Annotated in this window: 22 protein-coding genes and 1 pseudogene; 13 read left to right on the top strand and 10 right to left on the bottom strand. The window is 69.8% G+C overall.

All coding sequences use genetic code 11. The features are described from left to right. Positions 1–99: 99 nt before the first annotated feature. The gene (locus ACZ1DY_RS10655) at positions 100–561 is read left to right on the top strand and encodes a GNAT family N-acetyltransferase (RefSeq protein ID WP_465484219.1); all 462 of its coding nucleotides are present in this window, start codon (positions 100–102) and stop codon (positions 559–561) included. Here ACZ1DY_RS10655 and ACZ1DY_RS10650 read toward each other — a convergent pair. Next, on the bottom strand, positions 539–1,492 hold the full coding sequence (locus ACZ1DY_RS10650) for a helix-turn-helix transcriptional regulator (protein ID WP_126735600.1): 954 nt from the start codon (positions 1,490–1,492) through the stop codon (positions 539–541). The two genes, ACZ1DY_RS10655 and ACZ1DY_RS10650, sit on opposite strands and share 23 nt — an antisense overlap. A 62-nt stretch (positions 1,493–1,554) precedes the next feature. Here ACZ1DY_RS10650 and ACZ1DY_RS10645 point away from each other — a divergent pair, with 62 nt between their 5' ends. The 3 genes from ACZ1DY_RS10645 (at position 1,555) to ACZ1DY_RS10635 (ending at position 4,135) form a co-directional block, all read left to right on the top strand. Further along, a complete protein-coding gene (locus ACZ1DY_RS10645; RefSeq protein WP_465484218.1) occupies positions 1,555–2,682 on the top strand; it encodes an epoxide hydrolase family protein in 1,128 nt (375 codons plus the stop codon). A gap of 2 nt (positions 2,683–2,684) precedes the next feature. Beyond that, entirely contained in the window at positions 2,685–3,764 is a 1,080-nt protein-coding gene (locus ACZ1DY_RS10640; RefSeq protein ID WP_465484217.1) for a winged helix DNA-binding domain-containing protein, read from the top strand. A 74-nt stretch (positions 3,765–3,838) separates the two neighbouring features. Then, positions 3,839–4,135 (top strand): hypothetical protein, encoded by a 297-nt coding sequence (locus ACZ1DY_RS10635; protein ID WP_034312745.1) that lies wholly within the window; start codon positions 3,839–3,841, stop codon positions 4,133–4,135. Between the two features lie 19 nt (positions 4,136–4,154). On the opposite strand, the gene ACZ1DY_RS10630 is transcribed toward ACZ1DY_RS10635, so the two are convergent. After that, a complete protein-coding gene (locus tag ACZ1DY_RS10630; RefSeq protein WP_257488539.1) occupies positions 4,155–4,925 on the bottom strand; it encodes an FHA domain-containing protein in 771 nt (256 codons plus the stop codon). Positions 4,926–5,008: 83 nt separating this feature from the next. On the opposite strand from ACZ1DY_RS10630, the gene ACZ1DY_RS10625 reads away from it, so the two are divergent. Beyond that, positions 5,009–5,380 carry a PH domain-containing protein gene (locus tag ACZ1DY_RS10625; protein ID WP_026467493.1) on the top strand — a complete coding sequence of 124 codons (372 nt, stop codon included), beginning with the start codon at positions 5,009–5,011 and terminating at the stop codon, positions 5,378–5,380. 520 nt (positions 5,381–5,900) lie between these two features. Here ACZ1DY_RS10625 and lpdA read toward each other — a convergent pair. The 4 genes and pseudogenes from lpdA to pip all read right to left on the bottom strand — a co-directional run. Then, a complete protein-coding gene (gene lpdA, locus ACZ1DY_RS10620; RefSeq protein WP_465484216.1) occupies positions 5,901–7,286 on the bottom strand; it encodes a dihydrolipoyl dehydrogenase in 1,386 nt (461 codons plus the stop codon). 47 nt (positions 7,287–7,333) lie between these two features. After that, a complete protein-coding gene (locus tag ACZ1DY_RS10615) occupies positions 7,334–8,104 on the bottom strand; it encodes a lysophospholipid acyltransferase family protein (protein WP_257488542.1) in 771 nt (256 codons plus the stop codon). A 63-nt stretch (positions 8,105–8,167) separates the two neighbouring features. Then, the gene (locus ACZ1DY_RS10610) at positions 8,168–8,575 is read right to left on the bottom strand and encodes a nitroreductase family deazaflavin-dependent oxidoreductase (RefSeq protein WP_443092897.1); all 408 of its coding nucleotides are present in this window, start codon (positions 8,573–8,575) and stop codon (positions 8,168–8,170) included. A 63-nt stretch (positions 8,576–8,638) separates the two neighbouring features. After that, positions 8,639–9,577, bottom strand: a pseudogene (pip, locus tag ACZ1DY_RS10605) (prolyl aminopeptidase); the annotation flags it as partial. A gap of 38 nt (positions 9,578–9,615) precedes the next feature. On the opposite strand from pip, the gene ACZ1DY_RS10600 reads away from it, so the two are divergent. The 5 genes from ACZ1DY_RS10600 to ACZ1DY_RS10580 all read left to right on the top strand — a co-directional run bounded on the left by ACZ1DY_RS10600 (position 9,616) and on the right by ACZ1DY_RS10580 (position 15,015). Beyond that, complete coding sequence (locus ACZ1DY_RS10600; RefSeq protein ID WP_465484215.1) at positions 9,616–10,656, top strand: LacI family DNA-binding transcriptional regulator; 1,041 nt, start codon at positions 9,616–9,618, stop codon at positions 10,654–10,656. Between the two features lie 78 nt (positions 10,657–10,734). Beyond that, positions 10,735–11,886: a dihydrodipicolinate synthase family protein gene (locus tag ACZ1DY_RS10595; RefSeq protein ID WP_257488545.1), complete on the top strand. Its 1,152-nt coding sequence runs from the start codon at positions 10,735–10,737 to the stop codon at positions 11,884–11,886. After that, complete coding sequence (locus ACZ1DY_RS10590) at positions 11,886–12,692, top strand: sugar phosphate isomerase/epimerase family protein (protein WP_465484214.1); 807 nt, start codon at positions 11,886–11,888, stop codon at positions 12,690–12,692. Before ACZ1DY_RS10595 ends, ACZ1DY_RS10590 begins: the two co-directional genes overlap by 1 nt. Before the next feature lie 69 nt (positions 12,693–12,761). Continuing rightward, entirely contained in the window at positions 12,762–14,234 is a 1,473-nt protein-coding gene (locus tag ACZ1DY_RS10585; protein WP_465484213.1) for a nitrilase-related carbon-nitrogen hydrolase, read from the top strand. 76 nt (positions 14,235–14,310) lie between these two features. Further along, positions 14,311–15,015, top strand: a complete 705-nt coding sequence (locus tag ACZ1DY_RS10580) for a response regulator transcription factor (protein WP_126735560.1) — start codon at positions 14,311–14,313, stop codon at positions 15,013–15,015. Here ACZ1DY_RS10580 and ACZ1DY_RS10575 read toward each other — a convergent pair. The 3 genes from ACZ1DY_RS10575 to ACZ1DY_RS10565 are packed head-to-tail and all read right to left on the bottom strand — an operon-like array spanning position 15,009 to position 17,289. Beyond that, entirely contained in the window at positions 15,009–16,124 is a 1,116-nt protein-coding gene (locus ACZ1DY_RS10575) for an ABC transporter permease (RefSeq protein ID WP_465484212.1), read from the bottom strand. The genes ACZ1DY_RS10580 and ACZ1DY_RS10575 overlap by 7 nt on opposite strands. Further along, complete coding sequence (locus tag ACZ1DY_RS10570) at positions 16,121–16,780, bottom strand: ATP-binding cassette domain-containing protein (protein WP_465484211.1); 660 nt, start codon at positions 16,778–16,780, stop codon at positions 16,121–16,123. The genes ACZ1DY_RS10575 and ACZ1DY_RS10570 overlap by 4 nt, the downstream gene beginning before the upstream one ends. Continuing rightward, entirely contained in the window at positions 16,777–17,289 is a 513-nt protein-coding gene (locus ACZ1DY_RS10565) for a P-loop NTPase family protein (RefSeq protein WP_465484210.1), read from the bottom strand. The genes ACZ1DY_RS10570 and ACZ1DY_RS10565 overlap by 4 nt, the downstream gene beginning before the upstream one ends. A gap of 77 nt (positions 17,290–17,366) precedes the next feature. Here ACZ1DY_RS10565 and ACZ1DY_RS10560 point away from each other — a divergent pair, with 77 nt between their 5' ends. Together ACZ1DY_RS10560 and ACZ1DY_RS10555 are read left to right on the top strand one after the other, a co-directional pair. After that, positions 17,367–18,731: a sensor histidine kinase gene (locus ACZ1DY_RS10560; protein ID WP_257488550.1), complete on the top strand. Its 1,365-nt coding sequence runs from the start codon at positions 17,367–17,369 to the stop codon at positions 18,729–18,731. Positions 18,732–18,932: 201 nt separating this feature from the next. Then, positions 18,933–19,565, top strand: coding sequence for a TetR/AcrR family transcriptional regulator (locus ACZ1DY_RS10555; RefSeq protein ID WP_126735552.1), 633 nt, complete (start codon positions 18,933–18,935; stop codon positions 19,563–19,565). A gap of 276 nt (positions 19,566–19,841) precedes the next feature. Here ACZ1DY_RS10555 and ACZ1DY_RS10550 read toward each other — a convergent pair whose 3' ends face one another. Then, complete coding sequence (locus ACZ1DY_RS10550) at positions 19,842–20,579, bottom strand: TetR/AcrR family transcriptional regulator (RefSeq protein WP_257488551.1); 738 nt, start codon at positions 20,577–20,579, stop codon at positions 19,842–19,844. A gap of 61 nt (positions 20,580–20,640) precedes the next feature. Between ACZ1DY_RS10550 and ACZ1DY_RS10545 the strand changes: the two genes are divergently transcribed. Next, on the top strand, positions 20,641–21,510 hold the full coding sequence (locus ACZ1DY_RS10545) for an alpha/beta fold hydrolase (RefSeq protein ID WP_465484209.1): 870 nt from the start codon (positions 20,641–20,643) through the stop codon (positions 21,508–21,510). The last annotated feature ends 20 nt before the right edge of the window (positions 21,511–21,530 follow it).

Below are 21,530 nucleotides of genomic sequence, written 5' to 3'. Positions count from 1 at the left end.
CTTGTTCCTCCAGTTCGTCCCCAGCTGTCGGAACCCAGCCTCATACCTCCAGATAGCTGGAGGTCAAGAACTGTCGGTGTGACGTTCTAAGCTGCGCTCGTGACGAGCTACCGCATCTCCAGGGCAAGCGCTTCCGACGCCGGCAGGCTGACGGCGCTGATGCACGAATCGGCCGCCTACCAAGGGGAGTACGCGTCGATCCTCGAGAACTACCAGGTCACGGAGGACTATCTCGCCACCCATCCCGCGTTCGTCGCGCACGCGCAGCGGGAAGTGGTCGGTTTCTACAGCCTGATCGAGTACCCGGCCGAGCTCGACCTGCTGTTCGTCGCCGATTCGGCCCAGGGCACGGGCATCGGCGCGTGGCTGGTGGAGCATATGCTCGGGCAGGCCGCGGACCTCGGCATGACCGAGCTCCGCGTCGTCTCCCATCCGCCTGCCGCCGGGTTCTACGAGCGGATGGGTGCCCGCCGTGTCGGCGTCGTACCGCCCAGCCCGCCGAAGATCACCTGGGAGCGCCCGGAGCTGGTCTTCGACGTCAAGCGTCCACCGCACGACTGAACCGGCCGATCAGTTTGCGCAGGTGCCCGGCGAATTCCGGCGAGTCGACGACCTCGAAGTCGGCGTCGAGCAGGCCGAGGTAGAGCGCCAGGTACTCCAGCGTGTCCGCGCCCGCCTTGAGCAGGCAGGTCCGCTCGTCGACGGCTTCGACGACGACGGCGGGCGGCACCTTCGCCGCGGCTTCGGCGGCCGGGGCGTGCAGCCGGATCGTGGCGTGGTGCCGCCACAACGCGGCGCCGACGCCCCGTTGGAGGTAGGCGATCACGCCGCCTTCGGGTGGTTCGCGCTCCTCGAAACGTCGTCCGTTGGGCGTGCGCGGCCGCACCCGATCGGCGCGGAACGTGCGCCAGTCCTGTTTGTCGACGTCCCAGCCGACGAGGTACCACCGGCGGCTCATATGCACGACGCGATGCGGCTCGACCTGCCTGCGCGTCTCGGATCCGTTGTGTCCCACGTAATCGAAGCGCAGGGTCTCGCGGTCGCGGCAGGCGGCGGCGATGGCCGCGAGCACCTCGGCGTCGACCGTGGGGCCGCCGCCCTGCACCGCGAGCGTCGCGGAATTCAGCGCCGCGACACGGTGCCGTAGCCGCGACGGCAGGACCTGCTCCAGTTTCGCCAGCGCGCGCACCGACGTCTCCTCGATCCCCGCGATCGTGCCGCCCGCGGCCGTGCGCAGGCCCATCGCCACCGCGACGGCCTCTTCGTCGTCGAGCAGCAGCGGCGGCATGGCCGCGCCGGCCCCCAGGCTGTAGCCCCCGGAGACGCCGGGCGTCGCATCGACGGGGTAGCCAAGGCCGCGAAGCCGCTCGACGTCGTTCCGGATGGTCCTGGTCGTGACGTCGAGCCGGTCCGCCAGTTCCGGGCCCGTCCAAGTGCGCCTGGCCTGCAGCAACGACAGCAGCCGCAGCAGTCTCGCCGAAGTTTCCGCCATGAATCCCACCTTGTCCGCAATCGCGGAACGAACCTTTCCGCAATCGTTCCTAATCTAGCCCCATGACCGAGATCAAGCCCTTCCGCATCGCCATCGACCAGGCCGAACTCGACGACCTCAAGGACCGCCTGCACCGCACCCGCTGGCCCCGCGAGGTCACCGGAGACTGGAGCCGAGGCGTCCCGGTCGCCTATCTCAAGGGGTTGGCCGAGTACTGGGCCGACGGCTTCGACTGGCGCGCCCAGGAAGCCGAGCTGAACGAGTTCCCGCAGTTCACCACCGAGATCGACGGCCAGACCATCCACTTCCTGCACATCCGCTCCACCGCCCCGGACGCGCTGCCGGTGGTTCTGACACACGGCTGGCCGAGCTCACCGTTCGAATTCCGGCGAGTCGTCGAAGAGCTGAGCGACGAGTTCCACCTGGTCATCCCGTCCCTGCCCGGCTACGGGTTCTCGAACCCGGTGAGCGGCCCCGGCTGGGGCAACCTGTTCCGCGTCGCCCAGGCGTGGGTCACGCTGATGGACCGCCTCGGCTACGAGCGCTTCGGCGTCCACGGCACCGACGCGGGCGCTGGCGTCGCGGGCATCCTGTCGATGATCGCCCCGCACCGCGTGACCGGCGTCCACCTCACCGGGACCAGCGCGGGTATGCCGTTCGGCCCGCCCGTCGAGCTGGACGGTCTCGACGAGAAGGATCGCGAGCGCGGCGAACGTTTCAACCGGTTCCAGTCCGACGGCCTCGGCTACCTGCACCTGCAGGCGACCCGGCCGCAGACGCTGGCCTATTCGCTGAACGACTCCCCCACCGGCCAGCTCGCGTGGATCGTGGAGAAGTTCGCCGAGTGGACCGATCCGGCCAAAGCCCTGCCGGACGACGCCGTCGATCGCGACCACCTGCTGACCGCGGTCAGCCTGTACTGGTTCACCGGCGCGGGCGCTTCCTCCGCGCACGCCGTGTACGAAGGTATGGAGGTGTATCGGCAAATGTCGCAAGGCGGCTGGGACGAAGCGCCCGCCGGGCCGCCGCGGGCGATCGCCGTCTTCGCCGGGGACACCACGATCCGGAGCCTCCAGGACGGCCCGGTGGAACACTGGTCCGAGTACGACAGCGGCGGCCATTTCCCGGCGATGGAGGTCCCCGGTCTGTTCGCCGAAGACCTCCGTTCCTTCCTGCGAAAGTGCGTCTGACGATGAAGCAGCTGAGCCCCCGGGCCCTCAACCGCGCGACCCTGGCCAGGCAGTTCCTGCTCGAGCGCGCCGATCTTCCCGCCGTCGCCGCGATCGAGCGGCTGGCCGGCCTCCAGGCGCAGGCCCCGGATTCGTCGTATGTCGGGCTGTGGTCACGGCTTCGGGATTTCCAGGCGGACGAGCTGGCGAAACCGCTGGCCGCCCGCGAAGTCGTCCGGACGACGTTGCTGCGCGGCACGGTGCACCTGGTGACGGCCGAGGACGCCCTCGCCTGGTGGCCCACCCTCAAACCGGTGGTCGAGCGCGGTTTCCTCGGCCACTACTCACGCGAGATCGCCGGACTCGACCTCGCCGCGATCGCCGAAGCGGGACGGGCCCTGCTCGCCGAACGGCCCCGCACGCGTGCCGAGATCCGGACCGCGCTGGCGCCCCGGTGGCCCGACGCGGACCTGCCGACGCTCGGCTACGCGGTCAACAGCCTGCTCCCGCTCGCCCACGTGACGCCGCGTGGCCTTTGGGGCCAGACCGGACCGGCCGCGTTCGCCCTGCTCGAAGACTGGGTCGGCGCACCGATCACAGACGGCGTCACCCTCGACGACCTGGTGCTGCGCTATCTCGCGGCGTTCGGCCCGGCGACCGTCCGTGACGCGCAGGTCTGGTCGGGGCTGACTCGTTTGAAAGAGGTCTTCGAGCGGCTGCGGCCCGAGCTGGTCACCTTCATCGATGTCGAGGGCAAGGAACTGTTCGACCATCCCGACGCGCCGCGCCCCGACCCGGAAATCCCTGCGCCGCCCCGGTTCCTGCCCGAGTACGACAACGTCCTGCTCTCCCACGCCGAGCGCGCGCGGGTGATCCCCGACGGCCGCCGCGTGCCGTTGCCTCCGGGTAACGGCGGCCGCCGGGGCACCCTGCTCGTCGATGGTGAATTCCTGGCCATCTGGGCGATCAAAGGGGCGACACTGACGATCGAATCGCGGAAACCGTTGCCGGATCAGGATTCGATCGCCGCGGAGGGCGCGCGGCTCCTGGAATTCGTAGTGCCGGGCTCGGCGCACGACGTCCGTTTCGGCATCGGCGGATAACAGTCCGGCCTTTCGCCGTAACGATGGGCGCCGTTCGGGCGAAGCAGCCGCCAAGAGCCTGAAGGGAGCGGGCCATGAGCAAGAACTACGGGTTCATGACGGTGCTGGCGGGGCTGAGCGCACTCGCGGTGATCGCGGTCGCGGCGGTCTGGCGGTACCCGAACACGTCGGACGTCACGGCGGTGATCACCGCGGCGGGAACGGTGATCGGCACCGTGGTGGGCGCCTTCTTCGGTGTGAACGCGGCCTCGGCGGGACGCGTGAAGGCCGAAGAGAGCCGGGATCAGGCGACCGCGGCGCTGGTGAAGGTCGCGGGTGAGGCGGAAAGAGGAAGCGACGTCGCCAAGACGGCGATGGAAGGCGTGAGCTGACCGTCCTCCGTGGACACGCTCAGTCGAGCGCTTCGAGCAGGGCGAGGTCCGGCGGGACGAGCGTCGTGGACAGCACGAGCTCTCGCAACAGGTTGTCGTTCAACGCGTTGCCGACCGGCTCGCCGACCTCCTCGCGCCGCAGGCCGAAAACACCGCCGGCGGACAGCCGCGTCCGGACGTCGATGACGACGTGCTCGACCCGGCGCGCGGTCCACGTCTCACCGGGCCGGAGTTCGGTGAGCACCTCGGCCGTCTGCTGGCGGGACAACGGCTGCGGATTGAGGTCGTGCAGCAGGTAGCGCTGCCCGAAGACGACCAGGACCAGGCGTTCTTCCGCACTGAGGCGCCAGCGGCGGGGCGGCACGGTGACGTCGTCGTGCCGGGTGACGGGCTGTCCTCCCTCGGGCCCGGCGACGTACAACTCGAGCAGGTGCTCCCGCCTGCCCGAACCGCGGACGAACAGCGGCGTGTAGCCGTCCGACAGGGGGATCGGCTCCTCGCCGCGGGACAGCCAGCGGGAATTCGGCAAGCGGATGGGCAGCTGGCCGGTGTTGCTGACCCACCATTGGCCGCCGGTGAAGTTCAGGAGCCCGTGCCTGCGGCTGACCTGCAGGTCGTTCTCCCCCACACAGACGTCGACCTGGGGCCGGTTGCGCCCGAAGGAGATCTCGCCGCCCTCGCCGGGGTCGACGGACACGCCGCCCGCGAGCGTGAGCGCGAACACCGCGCCGGGAGCCGACGGCGGCACGCCGAGCGCCAGGCTCTCGTGCGTCGTCGTGAGCCGCTTCATCGTGCCTCCTCCTGTTGCCGGCATTATGCGGGACACCGCCGGGGACGGGTCCCGATATCGCGTTCATCCGTATGTTGGAGTACATGATTGACTTCTCCAAGGACACCGTCTTCAAGCTCACGCCGTGCAAGCCGAAGGACATCGCGCCCACGGTGCAGCCGATCATCATCCCCGGCGAGGAGATCATCTCGTCGTTCAAGGCGGTGCGCGACTTCGTGGTGTTCACGAACAAGCGGCTGATCGCGGTGAACGTCCAGGGCATGACGGGCAAGAAGAAGGACTTCACCTCGCTGCCGTACAACAGGATCCAGGCCTTCTCGATCGAAACCGCGGGCACCTTCGACCTCGACGCCGAGCTGGACCTCTGGTTCAGCGGACTGGGAAACGTGCGGCTGGAGTTCCGGGGCTCGGACATCCGGGCGATCGGCCAACTGATCGCCACGCACACTCTTTAGCCCCCTCCCGCATTTAGTCGACTACTTGCGTTGGGCTGGGTGGGCTGCGGTGGGCGTTGGGCCGGGTGGGTCGTGAGTGGCGATTCGGGTTCTAACCCTGATCGCCATTCACGACCACCCGACCGACCTGGCCCGCGCGGCTCCGGGCGTTGCGAAAGCCACTTTCGCAACGTTGAAGGTTGCGAAAGTGGCTTTCGCAACGCCCGGTCGCCTTCGGCCTGCCTGTCGCGAGTGGCTCGGGCCGCCAGAGCCACCGTGCCCCGGATATCCGCTGTCGTGCGCGAATGGCGAACTCACGTGATCGGAGGGACGACACACGTGATTGGGCGGACGACTCGCGTGACCAGACGGACGACTCGCTACGGAACCCCCCGTCACGCGTGTGTCGTCCATGCAGTCACGCGTGTCGTCCCTCCGATCACGCGTGTCGTCCGCCGGATCACGGGAGACCGCCGGTGCGGCCAGAGCCGGGTCGTGAGTGGTAAGGACGGTTCTAACCGTCCTTACCACTCACGAGGGCTTACATGTTGATCATGTGGCCCGCGAGGCCGTGCACAGCTTCCTTCACCGCTTCCCCAAGAGTCGGGTGAGCGTGCACGTTCCGCGAGATTTCGTGCACCGTAAGGTCCCACTGCTGCGCCAGAGTCAGCTCCGGCAGCAGTTCGGTCACCTCGGGGCCGATCAGGTGCGCGCCCAGCAGCTCGCCGTGCGTCGCGTCGCTGAGGATCTTCACGAAGCCGACAGCCTCGCCGAGGCCGTGTGCCTTTCCGTTGGCGGTGAAGGGGAACTTCGCCACCTTGACGTCGAAGCCCTTCTCTCGGGCCTGTTCTTCGGTCCAGCCGAAGCTGGCGATCTGCGGCTGGCAGTAGGTCGCGCGCGGGATCATGACGAAGTCGAGTTCCATGGTCTCGGCGCCCGCGATGGTTTCGGCGGCGACGACGCCCATGGACTCGGACGCGTGCGCGAGCATCAGTTTCGCGGTGACGTCGCCGATCGCGAAGATGTGCGGGACGTTGGTGCGGCCCCGCGCGTCGACGGCGATGGCGCCGCGTTCGGTCAGCTCGACACCGGTCTTGTCCAGGCCGTATCCCTCGACCCGCGGCTGGAAACCGATGGCCTGCAACACCTTGTCCGCTTCCAGTACCCGGGACTCGCCGTTCTTCGACACGGTCACGCGCACGCTGGAGCCGGTGTCGTCGATGGACTCGACCTTCGTCGACGTCAGCACCTCGATGCCGAGCTTCCGGTAGCGGCGCGCGAGCTCCGCGGAGACCTCGGCGTCTTCGAGCGGGACCATCCGGTCGAGGTACTCGACGATGGTCACCTTCACGCCGTAGTTGTGCAGCACGTAGGCGAATTCGACGCCGATCGCGCCCGCGCCGGCGATGACGATGCTCTCCGGCAGCTCGTTTTCCATGATCTGCTGTTCGTAGGTGACCACGCGGTCGCTGCGGGTGGTGCCCGGCAGCAGGCGCGCGGTCGCGCCGGTGGCGATCACGCAGTTGTCGAAGGTGACCCGTTCGCCGTTGACCTCGATGGTGTTGGCGTCGAGGAAGGTGCCGTGCCCGTCGTATTCGGTGATCTTGTTCTTCTTCATCAGGAAGTGCACGCCCTTGACGCGCCCGTCCGCGACCTTGCGGCTGCGGTCGAAGGCGGCCTGGTAGTCGAAGCTGACCTTCCCCTCGACCTGGATCCCGAACGACTTCGCCTCTTTGGTCACGATGTGCGCGAGTTCGGCGTTGCGCAGCAGTGCCTTCGACGGGATGCAGCCGACGTTGAGGCAGACACCGCCCCAGTATTTCTCCTCCACGACCGCCGCGCTCAGCCCCAGCTGCGACGCCCGGATCGCCGCCACGTAACCGCCGACTCCGGCCCCCAGGACAACGACGTCATAGTGTGCACTCATACCTCGAAACCTACCCCTCACCGGGACGGTCCGAAGGGTGAGACTGCCTACTCGGGCCGCGAGCCGCGGATCTCGATCAGCAGGTCGGTCACCGCGGTCATGATCCGCTTCGTGGCCTCCTCCAGTACCTCACGGGACGGCGAGGGCGTCACGAGATCCGAGAGGTCCACCGGCGGCCCGGCGACCAGGTTCACCGTCTTGCGTGGGAAGGCGCGCGGGAGCACGGCGTCGGACGGCAGCAGGTGGTGCGTGCCCCAGTTCGCCAGCGGGATCACCGGGACACCGGTTTCCAGCGCGATCCGGGCGATGCCGGTCTTGCCGCGCATGGGCCACCCATCCGGGTGATCCGTGAAGGTCGCCTCCGGGAAGATGACGACGCATTCACCCTCACGGACGGCGCTGACGGCGTCGCGGTACGCGTCCGACGCCGTGGCCGCGCCGCGGTAGACGGGGATGTGCTTGCCGGAGCGCATCACCGAGCCGATGACGGGCGCGTCCCACAGGCTCGCCTTCGCCAGGTAGCGCGGCACGCGTCCGTGCGCGAGGCAGTACGCCGTCACCGTCGTCGGGTCGGCGAACGAGAGGTGGTTCGACGCCACCAGGAAGCCGCCCGACGACGGCAGGTGCTCCCCGCCGCGCACCCGGAACCGGGTGAACAGCACCAGGAACGGCCACACGACGTTGATCGCGAAGGCGAACCAGGCGCCCCGGCCGGCGCGGGCGAAGCGCCGGCCGAAGGCGATCATCTGGCGGAACGTCAGCAGGTCACCCGAAGCGGGGCTCAGCGCGGTCCAGCGTTCACGGGGTCTCAGCACCATGGACGTAATTCGTAGCCGAACCAGCCCCGGTTCGGCTGGAACCGCGCGCGAACGCGGCGCGGATCACACGCGCTCGAGCACCACCACGGGGATCTCGCGGTCGGTCTTCTTCGCGTACTCGTTGTAGTCCGGCCAGACCGCGGCGAGCTTCTCCCACAGCTTCGCGCGCTCCTCACCTTCGAGGGTCCGGGCCCGTACGGTGAACTTGTCCGCCTTGACCTGGGCCTTGGCCTCGGGGTTGGCCTGCAGGTTCTTGTACCAGCCCGGGTCCTCCGGCGCGCCGCCCTTGGACGCCACGATCACCGGGTTGCCCTCGTCGTCGAACTGGTAGATCAGCGCGAACTTGCGGTCCTCACCGGTCTTGCGGCCCTTCGTCGTGAGGACGAGGCAGGGCGCGCCCTTCTCCCAGTCGTGGCCCACCTCGCCGTCGGTCTCTTCGTAGCGACGGACGTGCTCGTCACCGAAAAGCATGTCTGCGTTCCTCTCGTCCTGGGGTGTACCGGCGCCCTCCCAGTCTGACGCGAACCGGTCGGTCGCGCTGATCAACTCGTGCAGGGTGCCGGGTTCGTCGAACGCGTGACCCGAGTCGCCGACCATCACCAGTTCGGCGGAAGGCAGCACCTGGCTGAGCTCCCACGCGGTGATGGCCGGGGTGACCACGTCGTAGCGTCCCTGGACCAGAACGCACGGGATGTCCCGGAGCTTCCCGGCGTCGCGCAGCAGCTGATCTTCGGCCAGCCAGCCGCCGTGCCGGAAGTAGTGGTTCTCGATCCGCGCGATCGCGAGGGCGAACGAAGGATCGCTGAACGCGTCGATCACTTCCTCCCGCGGCCGCAGTTTGACCGTCTCTCCCTCCCAGCGGCTCCACGCGATCGCGGCGGGGCCGTGCACCGAGGGATCCGGATGGCTCAGCAGTTCGTGATAGACCTCGATCAGGTTCTCCTGCCGGCGCGAAAACGGCACCGGGGCCAGGAAACGCGACCACGCCTCCGGGAAGAGGTACGCCGCTCCCCCGCCGTAGAGCCATTGGAGTTCCTTCACCCGCAAGGTGGCGATGCCGCGGAGAACGAGTTCCGTGACCCGTCCGGGGTGGGTTTCCGCGTAGGTCAGCCCGAGCACACTCCCCCACGAGCCACCGAAGACCATCCAGTGTTCGATGTCCAGATGCTCGCGCAAGCGCTCGATGTCGGCGACCAGATGCCACGTCGTGTTGACCGAGAGATCGGCCTCCGGGGTGGCGCAGTTCGGCGTGCTGCGCCCGCAACCGCGTTGATCGAAAAGGACGATCCGGTATCGCTCGGGGTCGAACAATCTGCGATGTCTCGGCGTCGAACCGCCACCGGGGCCACCGTGGAGGAAGATCACCGGCTTGCCCCCGGGATCGCCGCACTCCTCCCAATAGATCTCGTTGCCGTCACCGACAGGCAACATCCCTTGGACGTAAGGTTCGATTTCCGGGTAAAGGCCGAGCATGTCCGCCACTATGCCCCAAACGCCCGCTTGGAGGATCGATGAAGGCTCGCCCCCACGTGACGCTGGAGGATGTGGCGCGCACCGCGGACGTGTCGCTCGCGACCGCGTCCCGCGTACTCAACGGCACCGCCACCGTCCGGGGAGATCTCCGCGAACGAGTGATCGCCGCGGCCTCCGAGCTGTCCTATACCCCCAATGCTCACGCTCAGGCATTGGCCGGTGGCTCACAGCCCACCGTCGGGGTGATCTGCCACGACGTCGGCGATCCGTATTTCGCCGCGATCGCCGGCGGGGTCATGCGGGTGGCGAACGAAAACGATCTTCTGGTGATGCTCGCGAGCACTTTCCGCGATCCAGCCAAGGAGGTCGCCTACGTTTCGACGCTGCGCGCCCAGCGCGCGTCGGCCATTCTGCTGATCGGTTCCGCGTTCGAGGACAAGGCGTGGGAAAAGGCGATGGCCGCCGAACTCGAACCGTACCGGCGCGGCGGCGGGCACGTCGCCGCGGTCAGCAGGCATCGCGGGCTCAAGGTGGACACCGTCCAGCCCGACAACCGCGGTGGCGGCGCCGAATTGGCGAAGGCCCTGCTCGGCCTCGGGCACCGGCGGTTCGCCGTGCTCGCCGGGCCGAAGAGCCTGACCACCGTCGTGGACCGCCTCGACGGCTTCGCCGCGGAGCTGCTGGAGCACGGCGTCGAACTGGCCGAGGACGACGTCGTCGAGGCGGCGTTCACCCGCGACGGTGGTTACGAGGCGATGGAGAAGGTCCTCGCCCGGCCGCGGAAGCAGTGGCCGACGTGTGTGTTCGCGGTGACCGACGTGATGGCCATCGGCGCGATGTCGGCGCTGCGCGACGCCGGCGTCTCCATGCCCGGCGAGATGTCGATCGCCGGTTTCGACGACATCCCGGTAGTGCGCGATCTCACGCCCGCGCTGACCACGGTCGCGCTGCCGCTGGAGAAGCTGGGCGAACGGGCCATGGACCTGGCACTCAAGGCCTCCCCCGGCACCCGGCCGCGGATGGTGCGGATGTCCGGCGAGGTCGTCCTGCGCCGCAGCACCGCCGCTCCCGCTCGCTGAAACCCTTGTGTACGGCCCATGAGGTGACTTACCGTGGCCCGAGAAAGCGCTTTCTCACCCCCGCGCCACGGAGACCCGATGACCTTGATCGCCCTGCCCACCGCCGACGGCGGACTGGCGGAGTGGACGCCCCGAGGGGCGGAAACGCCCGCGAAACCGGCGTCGCCGCCGACCTCCCGGATCGCCTACGCGGCCGCGCACGTGGTCGCCGACCCGCTCGCCCCCGCCGATCCCGAAGAAGGCGCGGTACTGGATTGGGACACCACGCTCGCCTTCCGCGAGCACCTGTGGTCCTGCGGTCTCGGTGTCGCCGAAGCGATGGACACCGCGCAGCGCGGGATGGGCCTGGACTGGGCGACCACCAAGGACCTCATCCGGCGCACCGGGGCGCTCGCCGCCGGACGGCCGTGGGTGGCCGGTGTCGGCACCGACCAGCTCCCCGACGGCGAAGCCACCGCGGGGTCCATTGTGGACGCCTGGCGCGAGCAGCTGGACCTGGTCGGCGAGGCCGGGGCGGTCCCGGTCGTGATGGCCAGCCGGGCGCTGGCGGCGTCGGCTTCCGGACCCGCGGATTACCACGCCGCGTACGGGAAACTGCTCTCCGGCGCGGACCGCCCGGTCCTGCTGCACTGGCTGGGCGAGCAGTTCGACCCCGCACTGGCGGGCTACTGGGGACACGGCGATGTCCGTAAGGCGGCCGAGGAACTGGGCAGGCTCTGCGCCGAGCACGCCGACGTGATCGCCGGAGTGAAGGTTTCCGTGCTCGACGCGTCGATCGAGACCGAGTTCCGCCGCGCGCTCCCCGAGGGCGTCAAGTGCTACACCGGCGACGACTTCAACTACCCGGAGCTCATCGCCGGGGACGACCAGGGCCACAGCGAAGCGCTTCTGGGCATCTTCGACGCCGTCGCGCAGGTCGCCGGCGCCGCGCTCGCCCGGCTAGACGAAGGCGACAAGGCCGGTTTCCACGGCCTGCTGGACCCGACGGTGGCGCTGAGCCGCGCCATTTTCCGCGCGCCCACCAGGAACTACAAGACCGGCGTCGTCTTCCTCGCCTATCTCAACGGGCACCAGGATCACTTCCGTATGGTCGCCGGCCGCGAGTCGGCCCGCTCCATCACGCATCTGGCCGAGCTGCTGCGCCTGGCGGACGCCGCCGGCGCGCTCACCGACCCGGATCTCGCCGTCGCGCGGATGCGGCCGCTGCTGGCCGCGGCGGGGGTGGCCTGATGGACCGGCTGAGCCTGAACCAGATCACCACCAAGGCGTGGTCGCTGCCGGAAGCCGTCGCGGGCTGCGCCGAGGCGGGCGTCCGCTGGATCGGCCTGTGGCGGGACAAGGTCGCCGAGACCGGTGTCGAGGAGACCGCCCGGCTGCTCAAGGAGTACGACGTCGGCGTGTCGTCGTTGTGCCGTGGCGGTTTCTTCACCGGGGTCACTCCCGAAGGGTCCCCTGTGGACGGTGTCGCGCAGACCAGGGAGGCGATCGACGAAGCCGCCGCGCTGGGCGCGGACGTCCTCGTCCTGGTCGTCGGCGGGGTGAACGGCGACCTGGCCTCGTCGCGGCAGCGGGTCGCGGACGCGGTCGGCGAGCTGGCGCCGTACGCCGGTGAACGCGGGGTCCTCCTCGGCCTGGAACCGTTGCACCCCATGCAGTGCGCCGAACGCTCGGTCCTGTCCACTGTGGACCAGGCGCTGGCGATCGCACGTGAGCATCCGGCCGATCAGGTCGGCGTGATCGTCGACGAGTTCCACGTCTGGTGGGACCCGCGGATCGAGGAGTCGATCGCCGCGGCGGCGGGCCGGATCGCCGGATTCCACGTCTGCGACCAGAAGGTCCCGCTGACCGACACCCTGCTCGGCCGCGCGCTGCCCGGGGACGGCCCGATCGACCACCGGCACCTCAAGGCGTGCGTCGAAGCCGCCGGGTACACCGGGCCGATCGAGGTCGAGGTGTTCGACGCCGACCTTTGGCGGCGTCCCGGTGGCGAGGTGCTCGCGGAGACCGTCCAGGCCTACCGGGACCACGTTTCCTGACGAAAGTAAGGGTCCCTCGCTGTCCAAGGTCCGCTGTCCGGGCGGCCGTGGTTTCCTAGCGTTCGCGGTATGAAACCACGGCTGCTCTGGTGGCTGGGCACAGCGTTGCTCCTGCTCGCCGTCCACACCGACTGGAACGTTCCGCTCGCGGCCTGGGTGTTCCCGGTCTTCCTGCTCCACTACGCCCGCCTGGTGCCGGTGCGGCGCGCGATCCTGATGGTGGGCCTGTCCCTGCTGATCGGGCAGCTGTTCTGGCTCGGGGTCACCGGTCTGCTGTTCGTGCTCTCCGCGCTGCTCGCCTTCACTCTGCTCGCGGTGTTGCAGACGACGGCGTTCCTGACCGATCGGCTGCTCGCCGGCCGCGCCGGGGCGCTGAGGACGCTGGTGTTCCCGGTGACGCTCGTCGCGGGCGAGTACCTCTTCACGGTGATCACCGGCTTCGGGGACTTCGGCGCGCTCGGCAGCACCCAGGCCACGAACCTGCCGTTGCTCCAGACGGCGTCCGTGACCGGCGTGTACGGCCTCACCTTCGTCCTCGCGTGGTTCGCCTCGGTGGCGAACACCGTCTGGGCGGAAGGGTGGCGGCCGGTCAAGCGCACCGTCGTCGTCCACGTTTGCCTGCTCGGCGTCGTGTTCGCGGCCGGTGGCCTGCGGTTGCTGCTCGACGCCCCCACGACCGAGACCGTGCGGATCGCGGGGATCAGCCCGTCGGCCGAGGCGGACCGGGCCGGTTCCGAAGCCTTGGACCGCGCCGGGGTCAAGTACTGGCGCGCCGAGGAAGTCGCCGCCGCCGACCCGGCCGCGGTCGGTGCGGCGTTCGCGCCGGTCACCGACGATCTCGTGACGAGGACCGGGCAGCAGGCGTCGGCGGGGGCGAAGATCGTGCTCTGGCCGGAGACCCACGCCCGCGTCCTGGAACGCGATCAGGCGGCACTGCTGAAGCGGGTCGGCGACCAGGCGAAGCAAGCCGGTATCCACGTCGGGCTCGCGTACGCGCTCTACACGTCGCAGGCTCCTTACATCCGTAACGTGGTCGTGCTCGTCGCGCCGTCCGGTGAGGCGCTGTGGACCTACGACAAGACGCATCCGACGCCGATGGAACCGATGACCCCTGGCCCAGGCGACGTCCCCACCGCGGATTCGCCCTACGGACGGCTCGCGGCGGTGATCTGTTACGACGCGGATTTCCCCGGCCTGATGCGCCAAGCCGCGGACAAGGGGACGTCGCTCATGCTCGTCCCCGCCAACGACTGGCCGGGCTTCGGCACGCTGCACGCGGAAAAGGCGGGCTTCCGCGCGGTGGAAAACGGTTACGCCCTCTTCCGGCACTCCACCCACGGGAAGTCCACAGCTGTGGACAGCCAGGGCCGCGTCCTCGGGCACGCCGACTTCTACCGCACCGATCAGCAGACGCTCGTCGCGGATCTGCCGGTGCAGCCGAGAACACAGACCGTGTACAGCCGTGTCGGTGACGTGTTCGCCTGGCTGTGCCTCGCGGCGGCCGCGCTCTGTCCTTTATGGACATATCGAAGGAAACGTTAGCGCCCCGTTACGGAAGAGGTGGTGTTCCTAACGTCATACCCGAAAAGAACAGTGTTCAACGGTTAAGCTCCCCCGCATGCCGAAACTGCTGGTGGTGGAAGACGACGACGCGATCGGCGGTGTCCTCGAATCGACCCTCCGCCTGCACGGCTACGAGGTTTCGTGGCAGCGCGACGGCCGCACCGCACTAGCGGCCGCCGCGGACGGCGACATCGACTTCGTCCTGCTCGATCTCGGCCTGCCGGATCTGGACGGCGTCGAGGTCTGCCGTCGGCTGCGGGCGGAGCTTCCCGGCGCCGTCCTGGTCATCCTGACCGCACGGCAGGAGGAGATGGACGTCGTCGTGGGCCTGGAGGCCGGCGCCGACGACTACCTCACCAAACCCATCCGGCTCGGCGAGCTGCTCGCCAGGGTCCGGGCGCATCTGCGGCGCGGGACGGCTCCGCCGGAGAGCAGGCCCGCGATCGCCATCGGCCATCTGCGGGTGGACACGGCCGGCCGCCGGGTCAGCGTCGGCGGACGGGAGATCTCCTTGCGGGCCAAGGAGTTCGATCTGCTCGCCCGGCTGGCCGAGCAGCCGGGCGTCGCGGTCAGCCGGGACACGCTGATGTCGGAGGTGTGGGACGCGCACTGGTACGGCTCGACGAAGACCCTCGACGTCCACATCGCCGCGCTGCGCCGGAAGCTGACCGAGTCGGCACCCACGCCCGAGCAGGCGCCGAGGATTTCGACGCTGCGCGGCCACGGCTACCGTCTCGAACAGCCCTTCGAGAATCAGTAGTCGCGCAGGTCGGAGACCTCGTCCCGGGCGGCGAGCCGCGCGATCCACGCCGACGCCGCCACGCACGACACGACCACCACGGCCGCCAGCAGCCCGAAGTACCCGTGCGGCGAAGGCACTCGCTCCAGGCCCGCGACGAAGACGAACAACACCCCGAGCAGGTGCCCGCCGATCAGGCCCCCGCCCCCGACGACCAGCGCGTCGCCCGCGATGAACGCGGCCACCTGGCGGCGTTTCCCGCCGAGCGTGCTCACGATCAGCAGGTCCCGCCTGCGTTCGTTGAGCGCCGCGCCGAACGAGGGCCCCGCCGCGGCGGCCGCGAGGATCAGCGAAGCGATCAGGTCCACCTTGGCCTCGCCGCAACCGTCTTTGGTGAAAGCGGTCGAAATGGCGAACGCCACCGCCAGCGCGACCAGCACCACGGACCGCGCCAGAAGCGCGCTCCGCCACGAAATGGACAGCGCGAGCACACCCGCCAGCCCGGAGACGAGCGGCCGGAGCAGACCACCGATGACCCGCTTTCCCTTGCGCAGCCCCAGCTCCACCAAGCGCCACAGCAGCATCGTGCCGCCCGCCCAGCCGAACAACGGCCAGACGATGGCGAGCGCGAGCAGGATGAAGTCGAGGCCGTAGGGCGACCACCAGGGCGGACCGCCGTCGGCCGGGACGAAGTACCACTCGCGCAGCGCCGGGGGCAGGATGGCCAGTACCGCCACGAGTGTGCCGGCGAGCAGCAAGAGAACGATTTCCCGGACGAGCGCGAACCCGGAGCCGGACGAGAAGCCACAGGCCAGCGACAGGGCGGCCCCGGCGACGCCACCTGCCAGGCCCGCCGTCACGGCTTCGGCGGCGGCCAGGCCGAGTACCTGCCCACCGGTGGCGCCGCGGGCACGCAGGAGGTCCTGATCCGCCCGCAGCACCCGCGCCGAGGGCGTGGTCAGCAGCACCACGAGCACCATCGCGGGCACCCAGCGCGGCGCGAGGTTCCCGGTCCAGTCGTGCACCGCGAGCAGCGTGGTCACGATCGCGACCCCGGCCGCGGGGACACCGAGCCTGGCGGGGCGCACGCGCGCGATCCCGCCGACCCACAACGCCATCGCCGCGATCACCGGTCCCGCACCAGCTTCCCGTCGACCATCGACCAGCGCTCGCCGAACAACCCGCCCGGGGCCTCTTCGGCCGTGGCCACCAGCAGCCCGGCGCCCAGCTGGTCCGCGGCCAGCACGAGCCTGCCGAGGAGCCGCTCCCCCTCGCGCTGGTCGAGCCAGCCCGCGGGGTCGTCGGCGAGGATCAGCTTCGGCGAGGGCGCGAGCGCCCTGGCGAGGACGGCGAGCCGGATCTGCTCACCGGTCAGGTCGCGGGGCGCCTTCTTGGCGAACCCCGCCAGGCCCACCAGCTCCAGCGCGCCGTCGACGGCGTCGCGGACCGCCGTACCGGTCCGGCCGGCGAGCACGAGCGGCAGGGCGACGTTGAGCCGGACGTCGAGATCCCGCAGCAACCCGCCGTCCTGCAGCATCAGCCCGATCAGGTCGGGGCCCGGTGGCGACGGCTCGAAGGCGGGCCAGTCGACGGTGCCCGCCGTCGGTTTCTTCATCCCGGCGAGCAGATGCAGCAGCGTGGTCTTCCCGGCGCCCGCCCTGCCGGTCACCACCGCGCGGGTCTCCGCGCGGATCTCGCAGGTGACGCCGTGCACGGCGACCACGGCGGTCAGCCCGGAACCGTAGGTGTGCGCCAGCTCGTCGGTGCGGACCAGTGGTGCCGTCACGCCACTCTCACGATCCGGTGCGCGGCCGCCGCGATCTCGGGGTCGCGGGTCGCCACGACGACGGCCGTCCCGCGAGCCGCGACGGCGCACAGCAGATCCATGAGTTCGAGCGCGGCGAGCCCGTCGAGTTCTCCGGCGGGTTCGTCGGCGACGACCGTATCCGGGGCTCCGGCCAGCACGACCGCGACTCCGGCACGCGCGCTTTCCAGCGCCGACAGCGTGCCCGGATAGTCGTCGCCGCGGCCGGCCAGCCCGACCAGTTCGAGCAGGTCGTCCGCGGTGCGGAGGGAGCGGCCGGCCAGCCGTCCCGCCAGCACGACGTTCCGCGCGACGGTGAGGTGATCGAAGAGGTTGCCGCGCCTGAGCAGCATGCCGGCACCTGGAGCGCCGCCGGGGGCGTCGCCACTTCCGGCGGGCAGCACGGCCACACACTCGCCCGGGACGGCGAACCGGACGAGGGGGACGGATCCGGGCCCCGGGCCTGCCATGACGGCGGCACGTCGGCGCATGGCCCCAAGGTAAGGCGAACGGGGTCAACATCGCCTTGATCTCAGGTCAACGGACGGCAAAATATCGCGTCGAGTGGGTGATCCTCGCGCTCGTCGGCCACACTCTGTCCGTGCGCCGCCGGATCGTCACCCTCACCGTGCTGGCCGCGGTGCTGGCGATCACCCTGTTCGGGGCGCCGCTGGCCGTCGCGGTCGCCCGGTTCCACGAGGGCAATTCGACCCACGACCTCGAACGGGTCGCCGACGCCGTAGTGCTCGACGTGACCGGCGATCTCGCCAACGGCCGGGTGCCGGAACTCCTGCCGATCAAACCGGACAAGGACCGCATCCGCGGGATCAGGGTCGCGGTCTACACCCCGACCGGCAGGATTCTGGCAGGCAACGGCCCTGCCAGTGAAGACCGCTTCGTCCGCGAAGCGCACTACACCGACATGGCGACCGGGACCCGCGAGGACGAGGTCGTCCTGGCCGTCCCGGTGCTCAGCGGGCAGTCGCTGGTCGGGGTCGTCCGCGCCGCCCATCCCCGGTCCGAACTGGACGCCCAGATCCGGCTGACCTGGCTCAAGATGATCGTGCTCGCCGTGGTCGCGATCGGGGCCAGCTGGCTGATCGGGCGGCGGATCGCCACCCGGCTGGCCCGGCCGCTGGAGGATCTGGCCGCCACCGCCGAACGCCTCGGCGAGGGCGATTTCACCGTCCGCGCCCGCCGGACGGGGGTCCGCGAGATCGATCAGGTCGCCGAAGCGCTCGACGTCACGTCCGAGCGGATCGGCGAGACGCTGGAACGCGAGCGGACCTTCTCCGCCGACGCCTCCCACCAGCTGCGGACGCCGCTGACCGGGCTACGCCTGCAACTCGAGGCGGCACTGGAAAGCCCTGATCGCGACCCCTACGCGACGATCCGCGACGGCATCGCGTCGGCCGACCGCCTGGAACGCACCATCGACGACCTGCTGGCGCTGGCCAAGCAGACCAGGGCCCCGCGGGCGCGGCTCGACCTGGGCAAACTCTTCGAAGAGGTCCGGCAGACATGGCACGGACTGCTCGCCGGACGGGGCCGGGCACTGCGGATCAGCGGACGCGAGGCGCTCCCGGCGCGGGCGGCGGACGCGGCCGTCCGGCAGGTGCTCGCCGTCCTGCTGGACAACGCGGCGACGCACGGACGCGGCACGGTCTCCGTCCTGGCGCGCGACGCCGGGGACGCGCTGGCCATCGACGTGAGCGACGAGGGCGCCATCCCGGACGGGCACGATCCGTTCGCGACCGCCGAGCGGACCGAGGAACACGAGGGCAACGGGATCGGGCTGCGGTTGGCGCGGAGCCTGGCCGAGGCGGAGGGCGGGCGGCTGCGGCTGACCAGCCCGTCGCCGACGACGTTCACGCTGCTCTTGCCGGCCGAGCGTCCCTCACCGCGAGAAGAAGGCCCGGTCCTGGCGAGCTAGGGGGGGTTACTCGCCAGGCCGGGCCGGTAGGAGGCAAACGCGCCCCGACAGCGCGCACGGCATGCCACCTGAATGAAGACGGTAAAGACCAGCGGGCCAACAGACGGTACACGCCGGATTAACTGACACTTTGCTTTTTGATGTCACAGGGATTCGCCCACTGCCCAGCCGGGCTGAATCGATCGTGGGAAGATTGTCCGCATGACCACCGAGCCGGCGCCGAGATGGCGGAGACTGGAACCGGACGAGCGCAAGGAGCAGATCTTCGCCTGCGCGGCCCGCCTTTTCTCCGACCGCCCGTACTCGGAAGTGTCCACTTCGGACATCGCGGCGGAGGCCGGGGTCGCCAGGGGGCTGATCAACCATTACTTCGGCACCAAACGCGAGCTCTATCTGGAGATCATCCGGCGCGCGCTGACCGTGCCGCGGCTCGCGGTCGAGATCCTGCCGGAAGGGCCGCTCGAACTGCGTGCCGACGTCGCCATCGACTGGTTCCTGGACATGGTCACCAGCCAGGAGAAGATGTGGCTGGCCGCGATCGCGCCGGAGGGCATCGGCCGGGACCTCGAAGTCGAACGGATCCTGGAGGAGGCCGATCGCGAATCGGCCGACCGGGTGCTCGAAGCGGTCGGGCTCTCCCGCGAGAGCGAACACGGGCAGGAGCTGAACGCGCTGGTCCGCGCGTTCGGCGGGATGGTCAAGGCGGCGGGCCGCGAATGGCTCGTGCGCGGCTCGCTCGATCGCTCACAGGTGCACACGCTGCTCAGCAAGTCTTTGGTCACGCTGGTCGGTGAGGTGTTTCCCGAGATCCAGCGCGCGGCTCCGCGGGCCTAGAGAAGCCCCGCCCTAGTACATGAAGGCCCCCTTCCTTGCGCCTGGCGTAAGGAAGGGGGCCTTCATGTACTGCGCGTCGAGTTTCCTCGGCTGAGCCGGCGATCGCATAGTCCGCGAAGGCCTCCTTCACTACCTTCAGGGTAGGCAAGGAGGCCTTCACGGACCGGCGACCTCAGCCAAAGAGAAGCCCCCGGCACCTCGAGGGGGAGGTTGGTGCCAGGGGCTTCATGACCGGTGACGAGCACCGGTATTCCTCCACACTACGCCGATTCGCTGTCACGGCTCTGTCAAACTTCCGAGTGCGTTCAACTGGGTGAGCCTGAGCGCCAGTCCGTCGAGGCAGCGCTGCACCGCGTAATCGTAGAGACGCTCGTAGTAACCGGCCGCGAGGTCGGGATCCGCGACCAGCGCCGAGATCGACTCGCCCAGCGCCGCCATCCCCGGCAAGTCCTCGCGCGTGCGGTACGACGCGTAGCCCTCGCAGCGGTCGAGCTGGAGCGCCATCGCGCTCTCGCGGTCGTCCTCCATCGCGACGAACTGGCAGGCGGTGGCGAGCAGCAGGTTGTACGCGAACGGCGACTCGGTGCCGAAACCCGCCGCGAGCAGACGGCCGATACCGGTGTTCATGGTCGGCACCGCGGCGGCGACCGACGGCCCGAACAGGGCCAGCCGCCGCGCCGAGCCGGGATAGCGGCGCAGCACCTTCCGCACGGTCGGCAGGAACTCGGCGAACCACTCCCGCCACGGCAGGGTTTCGTCGGGCAGGGTCAGTTCGCCGACCACCCGGTCCAGCACGGCGACGACGACGGTGTCCCGGTCGCCCACGTGGTGGTAGACGACCGCGGGGTAGGCGTCGACGGCGGCCGCGAGCTGCCGCAGCGTCCAGTTCTCCAGTCCCGATTCGGCCGACAGCTCCAGCGCGGCGTCGACGATCCGGTCCCTGGTGACGGCCGGCCGTCCGGAAGCCGCGCGGGACCTGGGGCGGGGACCCGCGTCTTCGGGGAAAGTCGGCATGCGGGCTACCGTATCCGCATTCGGCTGGTCGTCCGGCGGGGGCTTCCGGCAGGATCGTGCCATGCCCCGCGCGCGTGTGAACGGCCTCGAACTCGAGTACGACACCTTCGGCTCCCCCGCGGACCCGCCACTCGTCCTGGTGATGGGCCTCGGCGCCCAGATGGTGACGTGGGAGGCCGGCTTCTGCGAGCTGCTCGCGGCCGGCGGGTTCCACGTCGTCCGGTTCGACAACCGCGACGTCGGTCTTTCGTCCTATCTGGACGATCTCCCCACGCCGGATCTGGCCGCGCTCGCCGCGGGCGACCAGACGTCCGCGCCGTATCTGCTGTCCGATCTCGCCGCCGACGTCACCGGGCTGTTCGACGCGCTCGGCTTCGGCCGCGCGCACGTCGTCGGCGCGTCGATGGGCGGGATGATCGTGCAGCAGCTCGCGATCGACTCGCCGGAGCGACTGCTCAGCCTGACGTCGATCATGTCCACCACGGGGGATCCCTCGGTCGGGCATCCCGAGCCCGCCGCGATCGCCGGGCTGACGCGGCCACCGGCGGCCACCCGGGAGCAGGCGATCGAAGACGGTGTCGAGTGGTTCAAACTCGTCGGCTCACCCGGTCACCCGTCCGACGACGAATTCCTGCGCATGAAGGCCACCCGGAACTACGACCGGGCGAATCACCCCGCCGGCGCGTTGCGGCAGGCCGCCGCCATCGTCGCTTCCGGTGACCGCACGGCGAAACTGCGCGAGGTCCGCGTCCCGACGCTCGTCATCCACGGCGAGAGCGATCCGCTCATCAACGTCAGCGGCGGGAAGGCGACCGCGGAAGCGATCCCGGACGCCGAACTGCTGCTGTTCCCGGGGATGGGGCACGAACTGCCGCGGCAGCTGTGGCCCGCGATCGCGGACGCGATCGTCGCGCACGCGCGTAAGGCCTGAGGGTCAGCATCCCGTCAAGA

It is taken from the genome of Amycolatopsis sp. PSD-21 (genome assembly GCF_055561455.1).
The sequence above is the reverse complement of the archived record's forward strand: the minus strand, read 5'-3'. Positions and strand labels throughout refer to the sequence as shown.